A 17,570-nucleotide genomic window follows, 5' to 3' on the forward strand; every position below is an offset into this window, starting at 1 on the left:
AATCTTCCGACCATGACTACGAATTTCTTCAGCCTTTAATCTTTTTATTTATACTAAAAGCCAACTGCAAAAAGCAATAAGCCAAAAGCTATTTATAACATTTTCAAATTGTTCACCTCCAATTCTGTAAGAATTCTCCAGTGTCCTCTTTTGATATTTTTCTTGGTAAGTCCGGCGAACATTACTCTGTCCAACGCTTCCACTTCGTAACCCAGTTTTTGGAAAATTCTGCGGACTACTCTATTCCATCCGATGTGGATTTCGATGCCGACTTCATTTTTCGGTTTTCCTTCGATGAAAGAAATACTGTCAACTTCTGCAACGCCTTCCTCCAAACGGATTCCTTCGCCGATCAATTTCATATCGTCATTCGTCAATTTTCTATCCAAAACTACGTGGTAGATCTTTCTCATTGCGAAAGATGGGTGCGTAAGTTTCTTTGTGATGTGACCGTCGTTTGTCAAAAGAATAACACCAGTTGTTTGTCTGTCCAATCTTCCAACAGGGAAAATTCTGTACGGCGATGCGTTTGCTGTCAGATCCATCACCGTCTTTCTCGCTTTTTCGTCTTTGGTAGTTGAGATGTAACCTTTTGGCTTGTTCAATAGAACATAAACTGGCTTTTCTGGTGTGATATTTTGGCTATCGAAAACAACTCTATCTGTTTTCTGAACCTGATACCCCATTTCTGTTACCACAGCTCCATTGACCTCCACAAGACCTTGCGCGATCAATTCGTCCGCTTCTCTTCTACTGCAAATCCCAGAATTGGCAATATATTTATTAAGTCTGATGGTATCTTTGTGAACTTCCTTACTGATCTTCTCCAACCTTCTTCTTTGGATGAAAGATTTGGTTTTATCTTCAGCCGTTTCTGGTCGGATGTATGGTTTTTTATTTGAAGGCTTTTTGCTGAATGGTTTTTTATCGCCATTTTCGTATTTGTCTCTACTGTCAAAATTACGGTCGCCACCTCTTGTCGTCTTAGGTTTACGCGCACCTCCTGCAGAAGGCCTGCTTTTGGACGTTCTTTCGCCAGAGCTACGGGAGTTTCCAGAAGGTCTGCTACTACCTGCACTTCTAGGTTTTTTGTCTCTTTCTGGTCTTTTTCCGTCTTCGCTCATTTCTAAAAATTTTTGCAAAGATAGTGAATTAGTTAAGAGTTACGAATTCTGAGTTTAAGAATTCCGAAAATTGAGAATAATGTAATTATAATTTTAAAATTAATCAAAACCTTTTGTAGAATATATAATCAGTGTTCAAAGGTTCTAATCCAGCTTCTTTCATCAGCAATGCAATTTGTCCGCGATGATAAGTTGAATGATTGATAAAATGAAAGAAAATTTCCTGAACCGAATTTTCAAATCGATTCCCTTTGGAATTTTTATAATTGATTATTTCTGTAATGTCTCTTTCAGCAAGGATTTTGGAACTATTGATGAAATTTTCAGAATTGATTTCTATTAAAGAATTGTCAGCATTGATTTGCCATACTTCAAATTGATTTTGATTAAGGATTCTAGCATTCCAGATTTGATGGGCATTAAGAATATGATTGAGAAGGCTTTTACTTTTTTCGCCCCAAACCAATTTATTTTCAAGATAATTCTGAATCAATGATTGATTGAAATGTTGGTTGTATTTTAATAGGTCTTTAAAATGTTCTATCATCATTCAAACATTTCAGCCAAACGGACTTGTTTAATTTCAGCAGAATCATAAAGTTCAGAAACCGATTTTTTAACCTCCAATTTCGGATAAAGATTGACACCGATGATTTTGATTTTCCCCTCTTCTACCCAACTTTGCTCTTTCGTGGCTTGTTCGAAAATGATTTTTTGGATTTCTCCTGATTTCAATTGTTCTAGATAACCGCCTTTTTCCTCGATGTCAAGAAATAGTTTCCAGGATTTTTCAGCGAATTGTTGCGTGATATCTTCCACAAAATAACTTCCGGAAGTCGCGTCTTCAAAAACATTGATGATGCTTTCATAAGCCAAAACGATTTGTTGTTTGAAGGAAATCTCTTTGGATAGTTCTGTTGGATTTTCGATTTTATAATTGTTGCAAAAAACCGCGTCAGCTCCACCGATCATTGCAGAAGCCAATTCCAAAGTAGAGCGGATCAGATTGTTGTCTTGGTCGTTTTTCGATTTATTTCTTAACGAAGTTTCAACGAAAATATACGGAATTATATCTTTCTCAAACTCTTTAGAAAGCTGGTTGAACAAATATTTAAAAGCTCGAATTTTTGCAATTTCAAAGAAGTACTGACTTCCAACTGCAAACTTGAAAATCAATTTATCTAAAATTTCAGGGCTAAATTTCTCAACCAATTCTTTCGATTTCGCCAAAGCAAAACTTAACTGTTGAATGATGGAAGCGCCGGAGTTTTGATGTAAACTAACATCAATACAAATATTTTTTTCAAATGATTTTGACAATAATTCACCAGCAAGATGTTCATTGATTTCAGCTTTCTGGTCATCAGAAAAAATATCGATCAAAGAAAAATACCGGTTGGATTCTTCTGTCAAGATATGTTCTAAAAGCTTGGCATTGTTAATGAAAATCGATTTCTCATCCAGGTTTTGGACATTTTCATTGAGGAGAAAAGCAAAAGCCTGATCTTCCAAACCTTCCTGATATTCTGCTACAAGATGTGTACTTTCTTCTACTTTCGGAAGGAGTTTGTATTCAGAATTGTTTTGGTAATAAGGTTTTACATCAATATTTTCCAAATTCTCTTTTTGAAGAATTGCGTAGATGTCATCCGTTTTGAGTTGCTTTTTTACGAGCTGTTCCCAATTTTCCAATGTACTCATTCTGAAAGTTTTTTTTTACTTCTTAGCGATCTTTGAACTGTCCACTACCAAGATGAAAATCTCTTCATTTGGTTTTTTCATAAAGTAGTTTTCGCGGGCATACTTCTCTTTTTCTTCTTTGTTGTTCATCAGTTTACGGTAGAATTTGTCATTCTTTTCGTATTCGGTTCTGTAGAAATCGAGTTGTTTTTCGTAGCGTTTTATTTCGCCATTCAGCTCGTTGATCACCAGAAATGATGTACTGTCGAAGAATATCATCCAGACCAAAAACCCGATAAGCGTCAACAGATATTTGTTGAACACATAAGTTTGAAAAAACTTCAGTGTTGGCGATTTTTTCTTGATTTCTTTTATCAGTTCTTTCATGGTAAAATCATTATACTTTGTTACAAATCTGCAGCCCGGCTTGAGTGGAAATCCTTTTTTGCGGCTGGAAAAGCTTTGGCAAAAAGATTGGGAACGGAAGACGGAAATAGCTGCCCTAAAAATTACTATTCTATTAATGAACTTTTTTAAGCGAGTTATTGATGACAGTCGTCAGAAAATCGATCGCAACTGAGTTTTGTCTCATATTTGGAACAATCAGGTCGGCTTCGTTTTTTGAAGGCTCGATGAATTCCTGATGCATCGGTTTCAAAGTTGTCTGGTAACGGTGAAGAACTTCTTGAAGATCTCTTCCTCTTTCCTGCGTATCTCTACGGATCCTTCTAATTAATCTTTCGTCTGAATCTGCGTGGACAAAGACTTTAAGATTAAATTCTTTCAGCAATTCCTTATTGGTCAAAACCAAGATCCCTTCAACGATCAAAACGTTTTTCGGTTCCACGGTTACATGATCTCCAGTTCTCGAGTGTGTTACAAAAGAATAGATCGGCTGCTCTATACTTTGTTGGTTTTTCAAATCTTTTACGTGCTGAAGCATCAATTCAAAATCGATGGATTTCGGATGGTCGTAATTGAGAACTTCTCTTTCGGACAAAGTAAGATTTGGATTGTCGTGATAATAATTATCTTGAGAAAGCACATTAACACCTTCTATATTAAGTTGTTGCAATATTTTGTTTACAACAGTAGTTTTTCCGGAACCTGTTCCACCGGCAATTCCAATCACGAGCATTTTTACAATTTTTACAAAAATAATATAATTTTTATTTACACTCGTTTTTAATCTTTAAAATTTGAAATTTAGAATCAAAAAAAGCTAGTTAAAAACTAGCTTTCTGATTATCTTCTTCCACTGGATCTTTGGGAATTGTTTTCCTGTGGAACTTTAGGTAGAACCCGTGTATTATTTTGCGGTATTGTTCTACTATTGTTTTTAGGCTGTACACGGTTGTTGTTTCGAGATTGGTTTCGCATTCCACTATTTACATTCGGCTGTACTCTATTATTTTGAGATTGATTTCTAATGCCGCTATTGCCATTGGGCTGGACTCTGATATTATTTTGATTTCTACCAATATTATTTTGGCCTCGAGTGGTCGTTTCAGATCTAGACCTCGTTCCACTGGAAATACTATTTTGTAAAGAGCTTCTCTTTGGAGAAATAATGATATTTCCACGGTTTCTATTACTCGAACTGTAAACAGCTCCATTTCTGTAATAATTGTTGTTGTAGTCAAGATAAACAGCGTTTGGCGCATACCAATAGCCGTCCGGTGACTGGTAATAACCATCTCTGTAACCATCAGAATAGCCCTGAGAATATGGGTCATTGTTGTATGCGTAAGGATTTGAAGTCGTCATACAGGAAACCATTGTAAAAGCAATGATAGTTGGCAATATTATTTTAAATAGATTTTTCATTTTTGTAAGTTTTAATTACTATTCACATTAATAGTAACGGTATAATTACAAAGAATCTGCCAAGTCGGTTTTTGGTAGATCTTCCTCGAAAATATGGTTGATTGATGAAAACTATTCCTCGGGCGAAATCCCAAGAATATAATAGAAAACAGCCAGATCTCTGGCAAGAAATTCGCGCGTGTGATTTCTGTAGAAACTTTCGTTTTTGGTGACGTCTTGCGCATCAAATCCCAAGGCGTTCATTCCATTATTTCGGGCAAAAAACAGAGCTCGGAGATTGTGAAAACCTTGCGAAACAATGATGACATTTTTTTGATTGTAAGTATTTTTGCAATTCAAAATACTCTTGTGGGTGTTGAAACCTTTCGGATCTTTGATGATGATATTTTCTGGTACACCTTCGTTATAGACCAAGAACTTCTTCATTGCTTCGGTTTCGTCGTAATTTTTACTTTTCTCTCCGCTCACGATGATCTTTTTGATTTTTCCATGATGATAAAGCGTTCCAACCGCGTCCATCCTAGCTGTGAAATAAGGATTGGCGACGCCTGAACGCATCTTTGGAGATGTTCCCAATACCAAGGCACAATCTCTTGGTGGCACTTTGCTGATCTTTGTGTAAGTTCTACCACTGGTAAGCGCATACACCCAGAAATTTGCCAAAATCATCAGCAAAAATCCGAATTCCAAAAGCACGAACGCTATTTTGAAAAAGTTTGTAAACGCCTTGAACATATTAAATCATATCAAAATCTAAATAAATCTCCTTGCTCATCGCAATGGCTGTACAAGGTAAGATTTTTCCCTGATGTTTTTCGCTGTCTGTCAAATATTCGTCTTCCGTCATATCCACTTCTCCACTTTTTAGGTAGCAAAGACAACTTCCACAAATTCCGGATTTGCAGGAATAAGGCAGTTTGTAACCCAAATCCAATAACTGCTGAAGGATCTTCCTTTCGTTATTTTTAAGGATGATTCCGTCTTTTTCGATGTGATTGAATTTGATTTTAATTTCAACATTTTCAATGAGAGGAAATTCTTTTTCGGTTGGATAGATGTCTTCATTGTAAGCTTCGAACAACTCAAAATGAATATTTTTTTTCGGAATTCCGTGGTTGTAGCACGCATTTGCGACAGATTTTATCATTGCGCCGGGACCACAGATCAAAACTTTGTCTGTACTGTCCCAGATTGTAGATTCCTCGTCATCCTCGTCCAGATGAAGGATTTGATTAATGATAAGCGAGACTTTCTTCTCATCAATTCTACCTTGAAATAACTTGTCTTTCACAGGTTCTTGTGAAATGAAATAGAAACTTTCCAATCTTCCGGCAGATTCTATTTGAAGCTTTTCCAGTTCATCCTTCAGAATAATATCTTCGTAACTTTTGTTGCCGTAAAAGAGAAAAATTCGGGAGCTTTTCTCCTCAATCAAAATATTTTTGATGTGACTTAGGATTGGCGTGATTCCAATTCCTGAGGCAAAAGCAATGATTGTGCGTTTTTCATTCGGTCTTGAAGGCAAGAAAAATCTTCCCAAAGGTTCGCTCACAGAGATTTCGTCGCCAACTTTATAATGATCGAAAAGAAATTGTGTAGAACTATTTTCGCCATTGATTTTGATAGCCAAGGCCAATTTTTCTTCAGAAGGTGCTGATGTAAAGGAATAATCGTTCTGAATTTCCTTTTCATAAAAGTGATATTTCAGTGTCACATATTGCCCTGCACGAAATTGAAATAGGGATTTCAACGCCTCGGGAATCTCTAATTCCAAAGCAAAAGCTTGTTTGGTCAGTTGTTGTTTTTTAGCTATTTTTAGCCTGTGAAACTGAGGTTGGTTGGCTACTGTTAATTGATTCTCCATTGTCAAGAATCAAATTTAATGAAAATTGACAGAAGAAAAAATCTAAATTCAAGACAAGCTCGTAAATTCATGTAAATTAAAATTCTATGAAAAAGATAATATTATATTCACTTCTGTCGATCAGCTTCTTAGCTTGTAAAAATAATGATGAAAAAGTTGCGGAGAATCAAGTAAAAGAAGATTCTATAAAAATTGAACCTGCAAAATCCGAAGCCGATGTTGCAGAATTGGTAGAATTTTCGCCTGAAAAAATGTCAGCTTACATTCAAAATAAAAACCCTGACACTTTATATGTGACCAATTTTTTCGCCACTTGGTGCGGTCCGTGTATGCACGAGATTCCGTTTTTCCACAAAAAGATGGAGGAGTTGCAAGGTCAACCTGTAAAATTCACATTTGTAAGTCTTGACAACAAAACCGATTGGCCAACCGAAGTAAGCGATTTTGCAGATGAATTTAATATCAGAAAAAATGTAACATTGCTGGACGGAAGTCTTTTGACAGCTGAGTTTTTCAAACAGAATTTCAAAACTTGGGACGGCAGCGCAATTCCTTTTACATTGATTAAAAAAGGCGATAAAGTGGATGAAACCTTGGGTTCTATGACGGAAGAGGCTTTGAATCAGAAATTATCTCAGTTCTTATCTGCAAAATAAAAAAGTAACAATCAATGATGAAAATAAAACTAAAAGATAAATCTTGAAAAACAAGTTCGGAATTCTCTGCTTTTCTATCATTGTCGGAATCATCATTTCGTTCCTTATCAATTTGAATGTTGGTTATGCAAAACTCAACTTCTCTGACTTTTTAAATTCTGAAAGAGAAAACTTTGAAATCGCAGGATTCAGAATCAATCGTGCTTTAGCGATGATTTTAGCTGGAATCGCCATTCCAACGAGTGGTTTTCTTTTACAGGAATATTTCAAAAATCCTTTGGCTGGTCCTGATGTTTTGGGAATCACGTCGGTTTCCAGTTTGTTTGTGGCCTTTTATATTTTCTTTTCGCAAGATATTTTGATTCCAGATTTTATTCAGAATAGTTTTATCACCTTATCTTCGATTTTGGGAAGTGTAGTTTTGATGATGATTTTGTTATTATTTTCGAATCGGTTTCGGGATAGAAGTTTCATCATTATTTTCGGATTTTTGATTTCAGCTTTGGCTGGAGCAGTTGTTTCATTTCTTCAGTTTTATGTGGAAAGTCAAAGTCTGAAAAACTATATTTTATGGACTTTCGGCGCAAATAATCAAGCTAATTTTTCTCAAATTTCAATCTTAACCATTTTAATAATTATAGGTTTGTTTTTTACTTTCAAATCCATAAAACCTTTGATCGGAAATTCTTTGGGTTCAGCTTATGCACAGAGTTTTGGCATTAGTCAATCGAAACTGAAAATCAGTATTATTGTTGCTTCATCTGTTCTATCGGCTTCTGTGACAGCTTTTTTAGGTCCAATTTTATTTATTGGCGTTGTGGTTCCACACTTTTGCAGAATGCTTTGGAATCCCGCTCAACTTTGGCATCAATGGATTTTGAATATTATTCTGGGAATTTTTATCATGCAGATTTTCTCTATTATTTCAGAAATGAGTCAGTTTCCGATTAATATTATTACAACGTTTTTTGGCATTCCGGTCATTTTATTGATGCTGGTTAAAAAGAAATAGTTTGTCAAATCTTATAAGAAATAATAAAACATAATTTTGTCATTCTGAAAGAATCTCAACAACTTAGATTCCTACTGAAGGACAATGGCAATTCATAAAAATGAGTTTCTTAGAAATAGATAATACATCGATCGGTTATTCAGAACCATTAATTTCTGATATCAATACTTCCTTAGAGTTAGGCGAAGTTTGCCTTTTGATGGGAAATAATGGCATCGGAAAAACGACTTTGATCAAATCAATTCTTGGACAAAATAAACTTTTAAGTGGCGAAATTTCATTAAATGGAAAATCAATTCAGAAATTGAATCCGAACGAAATTGCTTCACAAATTGCCATCGTTTTTTCGAAAGCTGAAATTCCGGATAATTATACGGTTACAGATTTAATTTCATTAGGCAAATACATTCATTATCCTTATTATTTTAAATTAAATGAGGCCGATAAAAAGGAAATCGATGATATTATAGATAGATTGAATCTAACTCAATTTCGAAATAAAAAACTCACAGAACTCTCTGACGGTAATCTTCAAAAAGTCTTTATTGGAAGAGCTTTGGCGCAGAATTCGCCTTTCATTATTTTGGATGAACCAACAACGCATTTGGATGAAGAAAACAAATTGATGATTCTTTCTTTGATTCGTAATTTAGCAAAAAATGAAAAAAAACTGATTCTGTTCTCTTCCCACGACTGGCGATTGGCAAAGGAATTTTCGGACAAAATCTGGTGGTTGAAAGATAAAAAACTCATCAGCGGAATCTCCGAGGAAATCATCCTAAACAATCCTGAATTAATTACACCAAAGATTTTAGATTTTAATCACAACTTTTATCCGCCAGAAATTGATGCGCCAAAATTGGAAAAGGAAATGATGTTCTCTTTCCTTCAAAAAAACTTTGCCTCAGATTTGAGAAAATTTAAATTGACGTTTAAAAATGACAAATGGGAACTGAAAACGGATGATTTTCATGACAATTATCATGCATTGACCGAAATTAAACAATCTCTTCAAAAGCTGATTAATACTGACAATTTGAGTTAAATAAAGATTTCTGATTTTTATTTATTAAGATTTGCATAACAATTAACCACTTGTAAATCAATTAATTAAATATTATAAACTATAAATACTATGCATGCATAGTATTTTTTTTATATTTGTATAAAGCACTTCAATATGCCAGTTATGGAAAAGAAAAACTCAGATAAAGTCGAAAGTGTTGACTTGATGTTAAAATCGGCTTGGTTAGCGGTCTCGAAAATGTATTCGGATCAGGCTTACCTGTATAATTCAACTGCTGTTCAAGCACTTACATTACTTAAAATTGACCCAAAAGAAGGAACAAGAAGCACAAACCTTGGTCCTAAAATGGCGATAGAACCTACTTCTCTTACAAGAATTATCAAACTTCTTGAAGATAACGGTTACATCTACAAAGAAAAAACTACGACGGATAAACGCGAAGTCATTATAAAACTGACTGAAAAAGGTATCAACTCGCGAAATCTATCAAAAGAAGTTGTCGTTAATTTTAATAAAAAAGTTTTGGAAAGAATTGCTCCCGAGAAGTTTGAAATTTTCAGGGAAGTAATGACAGATATTCTAAAAATTGCAAACGAACTAAATCATAAAAAATAAATCTCATATAAATGAACAGAAAAATTAAACACGTTACAGTGCTTGGTTCCGGCGTTATGGGTTCCGGCATCGCCTGCCATTTGGCAGGAAACGGCATTCAGGTTTTGATGTTGGATATGCCTCCGAAAGATTCGGAAAATGCCGACAAAAAAACAAGAAACAGCGTTGCGCAAGGTCATCTTAACAACGCTTTGAAAAGTAATCCTTCACCAATCTATGACAAATCCTTCGCTTCTAGAATTACCGTTGGAAACTTCGAAGATGATTTGGAAAAAATCAAAAATTCGGATTGGGTTATTGAAGTCATTGTCGAAAGATTGGACATCAAACAATCGATGTTCGAAAAAGTAGACAAACTGCGCAAACCAGGAACTTTGATTACTTCCAACACGTCTGGAATTCCAATTCACTTGATGTCAGAAGGAAGGTCAGAAGATTTCCAAAAGCATTTCTGTGGAACGCATTTCTTCAATCCGCCAAGATATTTGAAGTTGTTTGAAGTGATTCCAGGTCCGAAAACAGATCAATCTGTTGTGGATTTCTTTATGTCTTATGGCGAGAAATTCCTGGGAAAAACGACGGTTCTTTGTAAAGATACCCCAGGATTTATCGGAAACAGAATCGGTGTTTATTCGATGGCAAAAATTATGGAATTGACAGAGGAAGTCGGTTTGACCATTGAAGAAGCGGATTCCTTAACAGGTGATTTGCTGCATCGCCCAAAAACAGGAACTTTCAAATTGGGAGATTTGGTTGGTTTAGATACAGCTTTCAACGTCACGAAAGGTCTTCAAGCCAATTTGAAAGACGACGAAATGGTTCAGGCTTTGAAAGATTCCAAAACTTTGAATCATTTAATTGAAAATAAATTCCTTGGCGATAAAGCGAAAAAAGGATTCTATTATAAAGAAAAAGACGCTGGCGGAAATGTAAATCGTTTCGTTCTTAATTATGAAACGCTTGGTTACGAACCAACGAAACAGCCAAAACTTCCCATCGTGAAAGCGGCGAAAGAAGCAGGAAGTTTGAAAAACCGTTTGCCAATTTTGTTGAAAGACCAAACCAAAGCTGGCGAATTGATTAGAAAACATTACGCTTCACTTTTCGCGTATGTTTCTCAGCGCGTTCCGGAAATCACCGATGTGTTCTACTCCATCGATGATGCGATGAAAACCGGTTATGCGTGGAAATATGGACCATTTGAAAATTGGGATTTCTTAGGAATTCAGAAAGGAATCGATTTGGTGGAAAGCGAAGGCTATAAAGTGGCTGATTGGGTTAAGGAAATGCTGGCTTCCGGAAACGAATCTTTCTACAAATTGGAAAACGGAAAGCAGTTATTCTACAATCAAAATACAAAAACTTACGAACCAATTCCAGGTTTGGATGCTTTCATTATTCTTGATAATATCAGAAAAGAAAAAACCATCTGGTCTAATTCTGAATCTGCCTTAATCGATCTTGGCGACGGCATTTTGAACTTCGAATTCCGTTCAAAAATGAACTCTTTAGGCGGAGGCGTTTTGGAAGGTCTTAATAAATCCATCGACATTGTTGAAAAAGATTACAGAGGTTTGGTTATAGGAAATCAGTCTGATAATTTCTCTGTAGGAGCAAACCTTGCAATGGTAATGATGATGGCCGTTGAACAAGATTGGTACGAACTGAATATGGCCATAAACCTATTCCAACAAACATCAATGAAACTGAGATATTCATCAATACCAGTTATTGCGGCACCTTTCGGAATGACGCTTGGTGGCGGTTGCGAATTCTCGATGCATTCAGACAAAATCGTTGCTGCGGCAGAAACTTATATCGGTTTGGTGGAAGTTGGCGTTGGTTTGATTCCAGGCGGTGGCGGAACGAAAGAGTTCGCTTTACGAGCTTTGAAAGGCGCTCTTCCTGATGATGTTAAAACGAATCATCTCCGTAATTACTTTATGAACATTGCAACCGCGAAAGTGGCAACTTCTGCTCACGAAGCTAAGCAAATGGGAATTTTGACCGATAAAGATATCATCGTTGTTAACAAAGACCGACAAATTGCAGAAGCAAAACGTCAGGCGATTGTTTTGGACGAATTAGGATATACTGCGCCAGTTCCGGAAAAAATTAAAGTCCTCGGAAAAGAATCAATGGGAATGTTCTACGTTGGAACAGACCAAATGGTTGCCGGCGGTTACGCTTCAGAACACGACAGATTGATTGCCAACAAAATCGGTTACGTAATGACCGGCGGAAATCTCTCCGAACCAACAGAAGTTTCCGAACAATATCTTTTAGACCTCGAAAGAGAAGCATTCCTTTCACTTTGTGGCGAAAGAAAAACGCTTGAGAGAATTCAGACAATGTTAACTACTGGTAAGCCACTTAGAAACTAATTTTTTTGTAAAATGTAAAAAGTATTAATGTATTAACGATGCACAATTTTAGAGATTTAGAAGTTTGGACAAAATCAATGAAACTTTGTAAAGTATTTTACTTGGCTTCTAACAATTTTCCAAAAGATGAATTGTTCGGATTAACTTCTCAAGCAAGAAGAAGTTTAATTTCAATTCCGTCTAACATTGCTGAAGGCGCTGGTCGTGATACAAATGCTCAATTTTCTCATTTTCTGAATATTGCTTTAGGTTCATCATTCGAATTTGAAACTCAAATATTAATTGCTAATGATTTGGGATACTTTAAAAATGATGATTTTAATAACATCTACTCTGAAATCAAACACATCCAAAATATGTTAGCAAAATTGAAGCAGAAATTTAATACTCAAACATTTTAAAATCATTAATACATTTTACATTAATACGTAAATACAACAAAAAACAATGGAAGCATATATAGTAACAGGATACAGAACAGCAGTTGGTAAAGCGCCGAAAGGTTCTTTGCGTTTTACACGCCCGGATGATATGGCGGCAACTGTGATACAACATCTGATGAAAGATGTTCCAAATCTTGACCCGGCTCGCATCGACGATTTGATTGTCGGTTGTGCAATGCCGGAAGCAGAACAAGGACTAAACGTCGCAAGATTGATTTCATTAATGGGATTGGATACCGACAAAGTTCCAGGCGTGACAGTGAACAGATACTGCGCATCAGGTTCGGAAGCGATTGCGATTGCGGCGGCGAAAATCAAAGCCGGAATGGCGGAATGCATTATTGCTGGTGGTGCAGAAAGTATGTCATATATTCCGATGGGCGGTTACAAACCGATTCCAGATACGGATTTGGCAAAGAAACATCCCGATTATTATTGGGGGATGGGATTGACGGCGGAAGCAGTTGCCAACGAATTCAAAGTAAGTCGTGAGGAGCAGGACCAATTTGCTTACAACTCGCACCAGAAGGCAATGAAAGCCATCAAGGAAGGAAAATTTGAAAGCCAGATTGTTCCGATTGATGTAGCATATAATTTCCTTGACGAAAAGGAAAAAATCCAGACCAAAGAATACGCCTTCAAACAAGACGAAGGTCCAAGGGCTGATACTTCAGTAGAAGCGCTAGCGAAACTTCGTCCCGTTTTCGCAGCGAATGGTTCTGTAACTGCAGGTAATTCTTCTCAAACATCTGACGGTGCAGCTTTCACAATGGTAATGTCCGAAAGAATGGTAAAAGAATTAAACTTAACTCCAGTTGCGAGACTTCTCTCCTATTCGACTGTCGGCGTTCCGCCAAGAATTATGGGAATCGGGCCGATGTTCGCCATTCCAAAAGCGTTGGAACAAGCTGGACTTAAACAATCCGACATCGATTTGTTTGAATTGAATGAAGCTTTTGCTTCTCAGTCTGTTGCCATCTTAAGAGAATTGAATATCAATCCAGACATTGTCAACGTAAACGGAGGAGCCATCGCACTTGGACATCCACTTGGCTGTACAGGAACAAAATTGACAGTCCAACTTCTTGACGAAATGAAACGCAGAAACAGCAAATACGGTGTTGTGACAATGTGCGTGGGAACTGGTCAGGGCGCGGCGAGTGTTTTTGAATTACTTTAATATAATTTAAACCTTAAAGGTTACCTGAATTTGAAAATTATTCTTTAAAATATGTTATCCAATTCATCATTAATTTCCGAAATCAAAAACATTATTTCTCAATCTAGAGATAATGCGATTCGGTCGGTGGATTATCAGCGAACAGTGATGTATTGGCATATCGGACAAAGAATTTTTGAAGAAGAGCAAAACGGAAAAGAACGTGCAGAATACGGAACTTATCTTATAAAGTATCTTTCTGAGCAACTTCAGCCGGAATTTGGAAGTGGATTTTCTTACAGACAATTGAATTGGTATCGGCAATTTTATAAAACATTTCCAATTATGTCCGCACTGCGGACACAATTGAACTGGACTCAATATAAGCTGCTTACGTCTATAGATGATGAGCACAAAAGAGAATATTACATCGCTGAATCTGTCAAAAACAATTGGTCTGCAAGGCAATTAGAAAGACAAATCAATAGTAGTCTTTATGAAAGATTATTGTTGAGCAACGATAAAGAAAGCGTTTTAGCAATCGCAAAAGGCGAAATGATTCCCAACGAGCCTTCTCAAATTATCAAGGACCCAATGGTTTTGGAATTTTTGGGTTTGAAAAAAGAATCCGCTTATTACGAAAAAGACTTTGAACAGGCGATTATCACCAATTTACAGGATTTCCTTTTAGAACTTGGCAATGGGTTTTCATTTGTTGCGAGACAAAAAAGAATTCATTTGGAAGGTGATGACTTTTTCATTGATTTGGTCTTTTACAACCGATTGATGCAATGTTTCGTCATCTTCGAAATCAAAACCCACAAGTTGACGCACGAGGATTTGGGACAGTTGCAAATGTATGTCAATTACTACGACAGAAAAGAAAAGCTGGCTCACGAGAACAAAACCATTGGAATTTTACTTTGTGCAGAAAAGAATAATGCATTGGTGAAATTTACTTTGCCAGAAAAGAATGAAAGTATTGTAGCCAGCAAATATCAATTGTATCTCCCAACAGAAAGTCAAATTTTAGAAGCCCTGAAAATCGACCTTGATGAATTTAATAATCAAAAAAATTAAAAAAACAACAATAAAATGAGTACTGAAACCCAAACATTAAACGGCGGAGAATTCCTTGTAAAGGACATCACTGCTCAGGAAATCTTCAGCATCGAGGAACTTTCCGAAGAACAAAAAATGCTTCGCGATTCTGCAAAAGAATTCATAGATAAAGAAGTGGTTCCAAACAAAGAACGCTTCGAGAAAAAAGATTACGCTTACACGGAAGAAGTGATGCGTAAAATCGGAGAAATGGGATTCTTGGGAATAGCAGTTCCGGAAGCTTACGGCGGATTGGGAATGGGATTCGTGACCACAATGCTGGCCTGCGATTACATCTCTGGAACAACTGGTTCATTAGCAACCGCTTACGGCGCGCACACAGGAATTGGAACTTTACCAATCCTACTTTACGGAAGCGAATATCTGAAAAACAAATACCTTCCGGACTTAGCGGCTGGAACTAAATTCGGTGCTTATTGCTTGACTGAGCCAGACGCTGGTTCCGATGCCAACAGCGGAAAAACAAGAGCCAAACTTTCTGAAGACGGAAAACATTACATCATCAACGGACAAAAAATGTGGATTTCGAATGCAGGTTTTGCAGACACTTTTACATTGTTCGCCAAGATTGACGATGACAAAAACATCACAGGATTTGTTATCAACCGTTCGGAATTGGAAAATCCAGAGAGTCTGACTTTCGGAGAAGAGGAACACAAATTGGGAATCCGTGCGTCTTCTACGCGTCAGGTTTTCTTCAATGATATGAAAGTTCCGGTGGAAAATCTTTTGGGCGAAAGAAACAACGGTTTCAAAATCGCTCTTAATGCCCTAAACGTTGGCCGAATCAAATTGGCGGCAGCGTGTCTGGATGCACAAAGAAGAATCCTGAACCATTCATTGACTTATTCTACGGAGAGAAAGCAGTTTGGCGTTTCTATAAACACTTTCGGAGCGATTCGCAAGAAGTTGGCAGAGATGGCGACTGGCGCTTTCGTGAGTGAGGCTGGTTCTTACCGTGGTGCAAAAGATGTCGAAAATAAAATCGAGGAACTGGTTGCCGGCGGAATGAACCATGAAGAAGCGGAACTGAAAGGTGTTGAGGAATTCGCTGTAGAATGTTCTATCCTGAAAGTTTTCGTATCAGATTTAGCACAACATTCAGCGGATGAAGGGATTCAAATCTTCGGTGGAATGGGCTTCTCAGAAGATACACCAATGGAATCTGCCTGGAGAGATAGCAGGATTTCCAGAATTTACGAAGGAACAAACGAAATCAACAGACTTCTTGCCGTTGGAATGCTTATCAAGCGTACAATGCAAGGGAAAATCGACCTTTTGACGCCTGCAAAAAACGTAGGAAAAGAATTGATGGGAATCCCGTCTTTCGACATTCCGGATTACTCGGAATATATGTCTGAGGAAAAAGAAGTCATCAAAAACCTGAAGAAAGTATTCCTGATGGTTTCCGGTTCTGCCCTTCAAAAATATATGATGGACATCGAGAAACAACAGCATCTTCTCCTGAACGCTTCCGAAATTCTGAACCAAATCTATATGGCAGAATCAGCAATCCTGAGAGCTGAGAAACATTTCGACACAGATTCTGTAGAAGCTTCAATGGCAAGACTGAATCTTTACAAAGCAACAGACATCATCGCAACCAACGCCAAAGAAGGCATCGTGTCTTTCTCCGAAGGCGACGAGCAAAGAATGATGCTTGCCGGACTAAGACGTTTCACAAAATACGTGAACACTCCAAATCCAATTGCTTTGACGGAAAAGATTGCTTCTCATTTTATTGGGAAAGGTTATTACTAAATAATTAATTTGATTGAAATAATAAACCCTCTGAAATTTTTCGGAGGGTTTGTTTATTTTCTTTATTATCAAGAAATATAAGGTAATCCCTATATTATTTAACTTTAAAATTTTTTATTCAATTTTAATTATGACTGGGGGTCAAAAGGATATCCATTTTTATAAAGTTTTATAACATATTTTTCACTATTTTTTTCAATGTCAATATTTGGATATTGTGGTGTTTCTAATTGAGAAGATTTAATCTCAATTTTTGTTAATCCTTCTTTGATATCTCTGTCAACAATTTCAAATTGTTGAATGATATCTTCAAATTCATCATCATTTGAAAGTGATATTTTTCCATAGCCAACTATTTTAACCCAAATAACCTCTTTCTCAAAATCGTGTGAAAAAGGTAATTCTAAACTTTCAATTTTTCCTTTATAAATTTCTTCCATTTCAATTTTTTTTTAATTCTTACTAAAATACCAAAAATTTGAGACTTCAATTTTTTTCACATTAACTATATAATCTTGTTTAGGAATTATTTTAATTATTTCTTCATTTTTATCCTTAATAATTATAGATTGATTGTCTACTTCAAGTTTACCAACAAAATATAATCTTTCATTTTGTGAAGAATTCATTTTCATAATGTCAATTTCTGAAAAATTATATTTAGAAGCGTCTTTCAAATGTTTTAGTTTTATTTTGAGTTTTTCATTAAATGAATATCTACAATTTTCAGGTACCCATTTTTTTTTATATTTTCCGTCATTCAATATTTTAATTAAATATTGAGTAAATTCGTAAATATAATTTTCTTCAATTTCAATTATTTTATAAGTTGGAAGACCTGTTCCTATTATGTCTAAATTTTTTTTAATTTCATTCATTAATTCAGAAAAGGAAAA

General features: G+C 36.2%; 19 protein-coding genes. 9 read left to right on the forward strand and 10 right to left on the reverse strand.

Annotated elements, in window-relative coordinates; translation table 11 throughout:
• Nucleotides 1–92: 92 nt before the first annotated feature.
• From AXA65_RS00455 to AXA65_RS00490, 8 genes are all read right to left on the reverse strand, one after another.
• Nucleotides 93–1,124 (reverse strand): pseudouridine synthase, encoded by a 1,032-nt coding sequence (locus AXA65_RS00455; RefSeq protein ID WP_063968174.1) that lies wholly within the window; start codon nt 1,122–1,124, stop codon nt 93–95.
• Between the two features lie 103 nt (nt 1,125–1,227).
• The gene (locus tag AXA65_RS00460; protein WP_086048019.1) at nt 1,228–1,674 is read right to left on the reverse strand and encodes a DinB family protein; all 447 of its coding nucleotides are present in this window, start codon (nt 1,672–1,674) and stop codon (nt 1,228–1,230) included.
• Nucleotides 1,671–2,825, reverse strand: coding sequence for a methylmalonyl-CoA mutase family protein (locus AXA65_RS00465; RefSeq protein ID WP_063968176.1), 1,155 nt, complete (start codon nt 2,823–2,825; stop codon nt 1,671–1,673). Before AXA65_RS00465 ends, AXA65_RS00460 begins: the two co-directional genes overlap by 4 nt.
• Before the next feature lie 15 nt (nt 2,826–2,840).
• Nucleotides 2,841–3,191: an FtsB family cell division protein gene (locus tag AXA65_RS00470; protein WP_063968177.1), complete on the reverse strand. Its 351-nt coding sequence runs from the start codon at nt 3,189–3,191 to the stop codon at nt 2,841–2,843.
• 133 nt (nt 3,192–3,324) lie between these two features.
• Nucleotides 3,325–3,942 carry a uridine kinase gene (udk, locus tag AXA65_RS00475; RefSeq protein WP_063968178.1) on the reverse strand — a complete coding sequence of 206 codons (618 nt, stop codon included), beginning with the start codon at nt 3,940–3,942 and terminating at the stop codon, nt 3,325–3,327.
• Between the two features lie 107 nt (nt 3,943–4,049).
• On the reverse strand, nt 4,050–4,631 hold the full coding sequence (locus AXA65_RS00480) for a hypothetical protein (protein WP_131797728.1): 582 nt from the start codon (nt 4,629–4,631) through the stop codon (nt 4,050–4,052).
• Nucleotides 4,632–4,742: 111 nt separating this feature from the next.
• Nucleotides 4,743–5,300 carry a vancomycin high temperature exclusion protein gene (locus AXA65_RS00485; RefSeq protein ID WP_086048022.1) on the reverse strand — a complete coding sequence of 186 codons (558 nt, stop codon included), beginning with the start codon at nt 5,298–5,300 and terminating at the stop codon, nt 4,743–4,745.
• A 67-nt stretch (nt 5,301–5,367) separates the two neighbouring features.
• Nucleotides 5,368–6,495 carry a ferredoxin--NADP reductase gene (locus AXA65_RS00490; protein WP_063968181.1) on the reverse strand — a complete coding sequence of 376 codons (1,128 nt, stop codon included), beginning with the start codon at nt 6,493–6,495 and terminating at the stop codon, nt 5,368–5,370.
• 86 nt (nt 6,496–6,581) lie between these two features.
• Here AXA65_RS00490 and AXA65_RS00495 point away from each other — a divergent pair, with 86 nt between their 5' ends.
• From AXA65_RS00495 to AXA65_RS00535, 9 genes are all read left to right on the forward strand, one after another.
• Nucleotides 6,582–7,151 carry a TlpA family protein disulfide reductase gene (locus AXA65_RS00495; RefSeq protein WP_063968182.1) on the forward strand — a complete coding sequence of 190 codons (570 nt, stop codon included), beginning with the start codon at nt 6,582–6,584 and terminating at the stop codon, nt 7,149–7,151.
• Between the two features lie 40 nt (nt 7,152–7,191).
• Nucleotides 7,192–8,163: a FecCD family ABC transporter permease gene (locus AXA65_RS00500; RefSeq protein WP_063968183.1), complete on the forward strand. Its 972-nt coding sequence runs from the start codon at nt 7,192–7,194 to the stop codon at nt 8,161–8,163.
• A 100-nt stretch (nt 8,164–8,263) separates the two neighbouring features.
• Nucleotides 8,264–9,208 carry an ABC transporter ATP-binding protein gene (locus AXA65_RS00505; protein ID WP_063968184.1) on the forward strand — a complete coding sequence of 315 codons (945 nt, stop codon included), beginning with the start codon at nt 8,264–8,266 and terminating at the stop codon, nt 9,206–9,208.
• A 144-nt stretch (nt 9,209–9,352) separates the two neighbouring features.
• Nucleotides 9,353–9,805 carry a MarR family winged helix-turn-helix transcriptional regulator gene (locus tag AXA65_RS00510; protein ID WP_063968244.1) on the forward strand — a complete coding sequence of 151 codons (453 nt, stop codon included), beginning with the start codon at nt 9,353–9,355 and terminating at the stop codon, nt 9,803–9,805.
• A gap of 11 nt (nt 9,806–9,816) precedes the next feature.
• On the forward strand, nt 9,817–12,189 hold the full coding sequence (locus tag AXA65_RS00515) for a 3-hydroxyacyl-CoA dehydrogenase/enoyl-CoA hydratase family protein (protein ID WP_063968185.1): 2,373 nt from the start codon (nt 9,817–9,819) through the stop codon (nt 12,187–12,189).
• A gap of 38 nt (nt 12,190–12,227) precedes the next feature.
• A complete protein-coding gene (locus tag AXA65_RS00520) occupies nt 12,228–12,590 on the forward strand; it encodes a four helix bundle protein (RefSeq protein ID WP_063968186.1) in 363 nt (120 codons plus the stop codon).
• Between the two features lie 46 nt (nt 12,591–12,636).
• Entirely contained in the window at nt 12,637–13,812 is a 1,176-nt protein-coding gene (locus AXA65_RS00525) for an acetyl-CoA C-acyltransferase (protein ID WP_063968187.1), read from the forward strand.
• Between the two features lie 51 nt (nt 13,813–13,863).
• Nucleotides 13,864–14,871 (forward strand): YhcG family protein, encoded by a 1,008-nt coding sequence (locus AXA65_RS00530; protein ID WP_063968188.1) that lies wholly within the window; start codon nt 13,864–13,866, stop codon nt 14,869–14,871.
• Nucleotides 14,872–14,886: 15 nt separating this feature from the next.
• Entirely contained in the window at nt 14,887–16,674 is a 1,788-nt protein-coding gene (locus tag AXA65_RS00535; RefSeq protein WP_063968189.1) for an acyl-CoA dehydrogenase family protein, read from the forward strand.
• A gap of 128 nt (nt 16,675–16,802) precedes the next feature.
• Here AXA65_RS00535 and AXA65_RS00540 read toward each other — a convergent pair whose 3' ends face one another.
• Both AXA65_RS00540 and AXA65_RS00545 read right to left on the reverse strand, forming a co-directional pair.
• Nucleotides 16,803–17,114, reverse strand: coding sequence for a hypothetical protein (locus tag AXA65_RS00540; RefSeq protein WP_063968190.1), 312 nt, complete (start codon nt 17,112–17,114; stop codon nt 16,803–16,805).
• Between the two features lie 12 nt (nt 17,115–17,126).
• Nucleotides 17,127–17,552 carry a hypothetical protein gene (locus tag AXA65_RS00545; RefSeq protein ID WP_063968191.1) on the reverse strand — a complete coding sequence of 142 codons (426 nt, stop codon included), beginning with the start codon at nt 17,550–17,552 and terminating at the stop codon, nt 17,127–17,129.
• Nucleotides 17,553–17,570: the final 18 nt, after the last annotated feature.

The organism is Chryseobacterium sp. FP211-J200 (genome assembly GCF_001643375.1).
GTDB lineage: Bacteria > Bacteroidota > Bacteroidia > Flavobacteriales > Weeksellaceae > Epilithonimonas > Epilithonimonas ginsengisoli.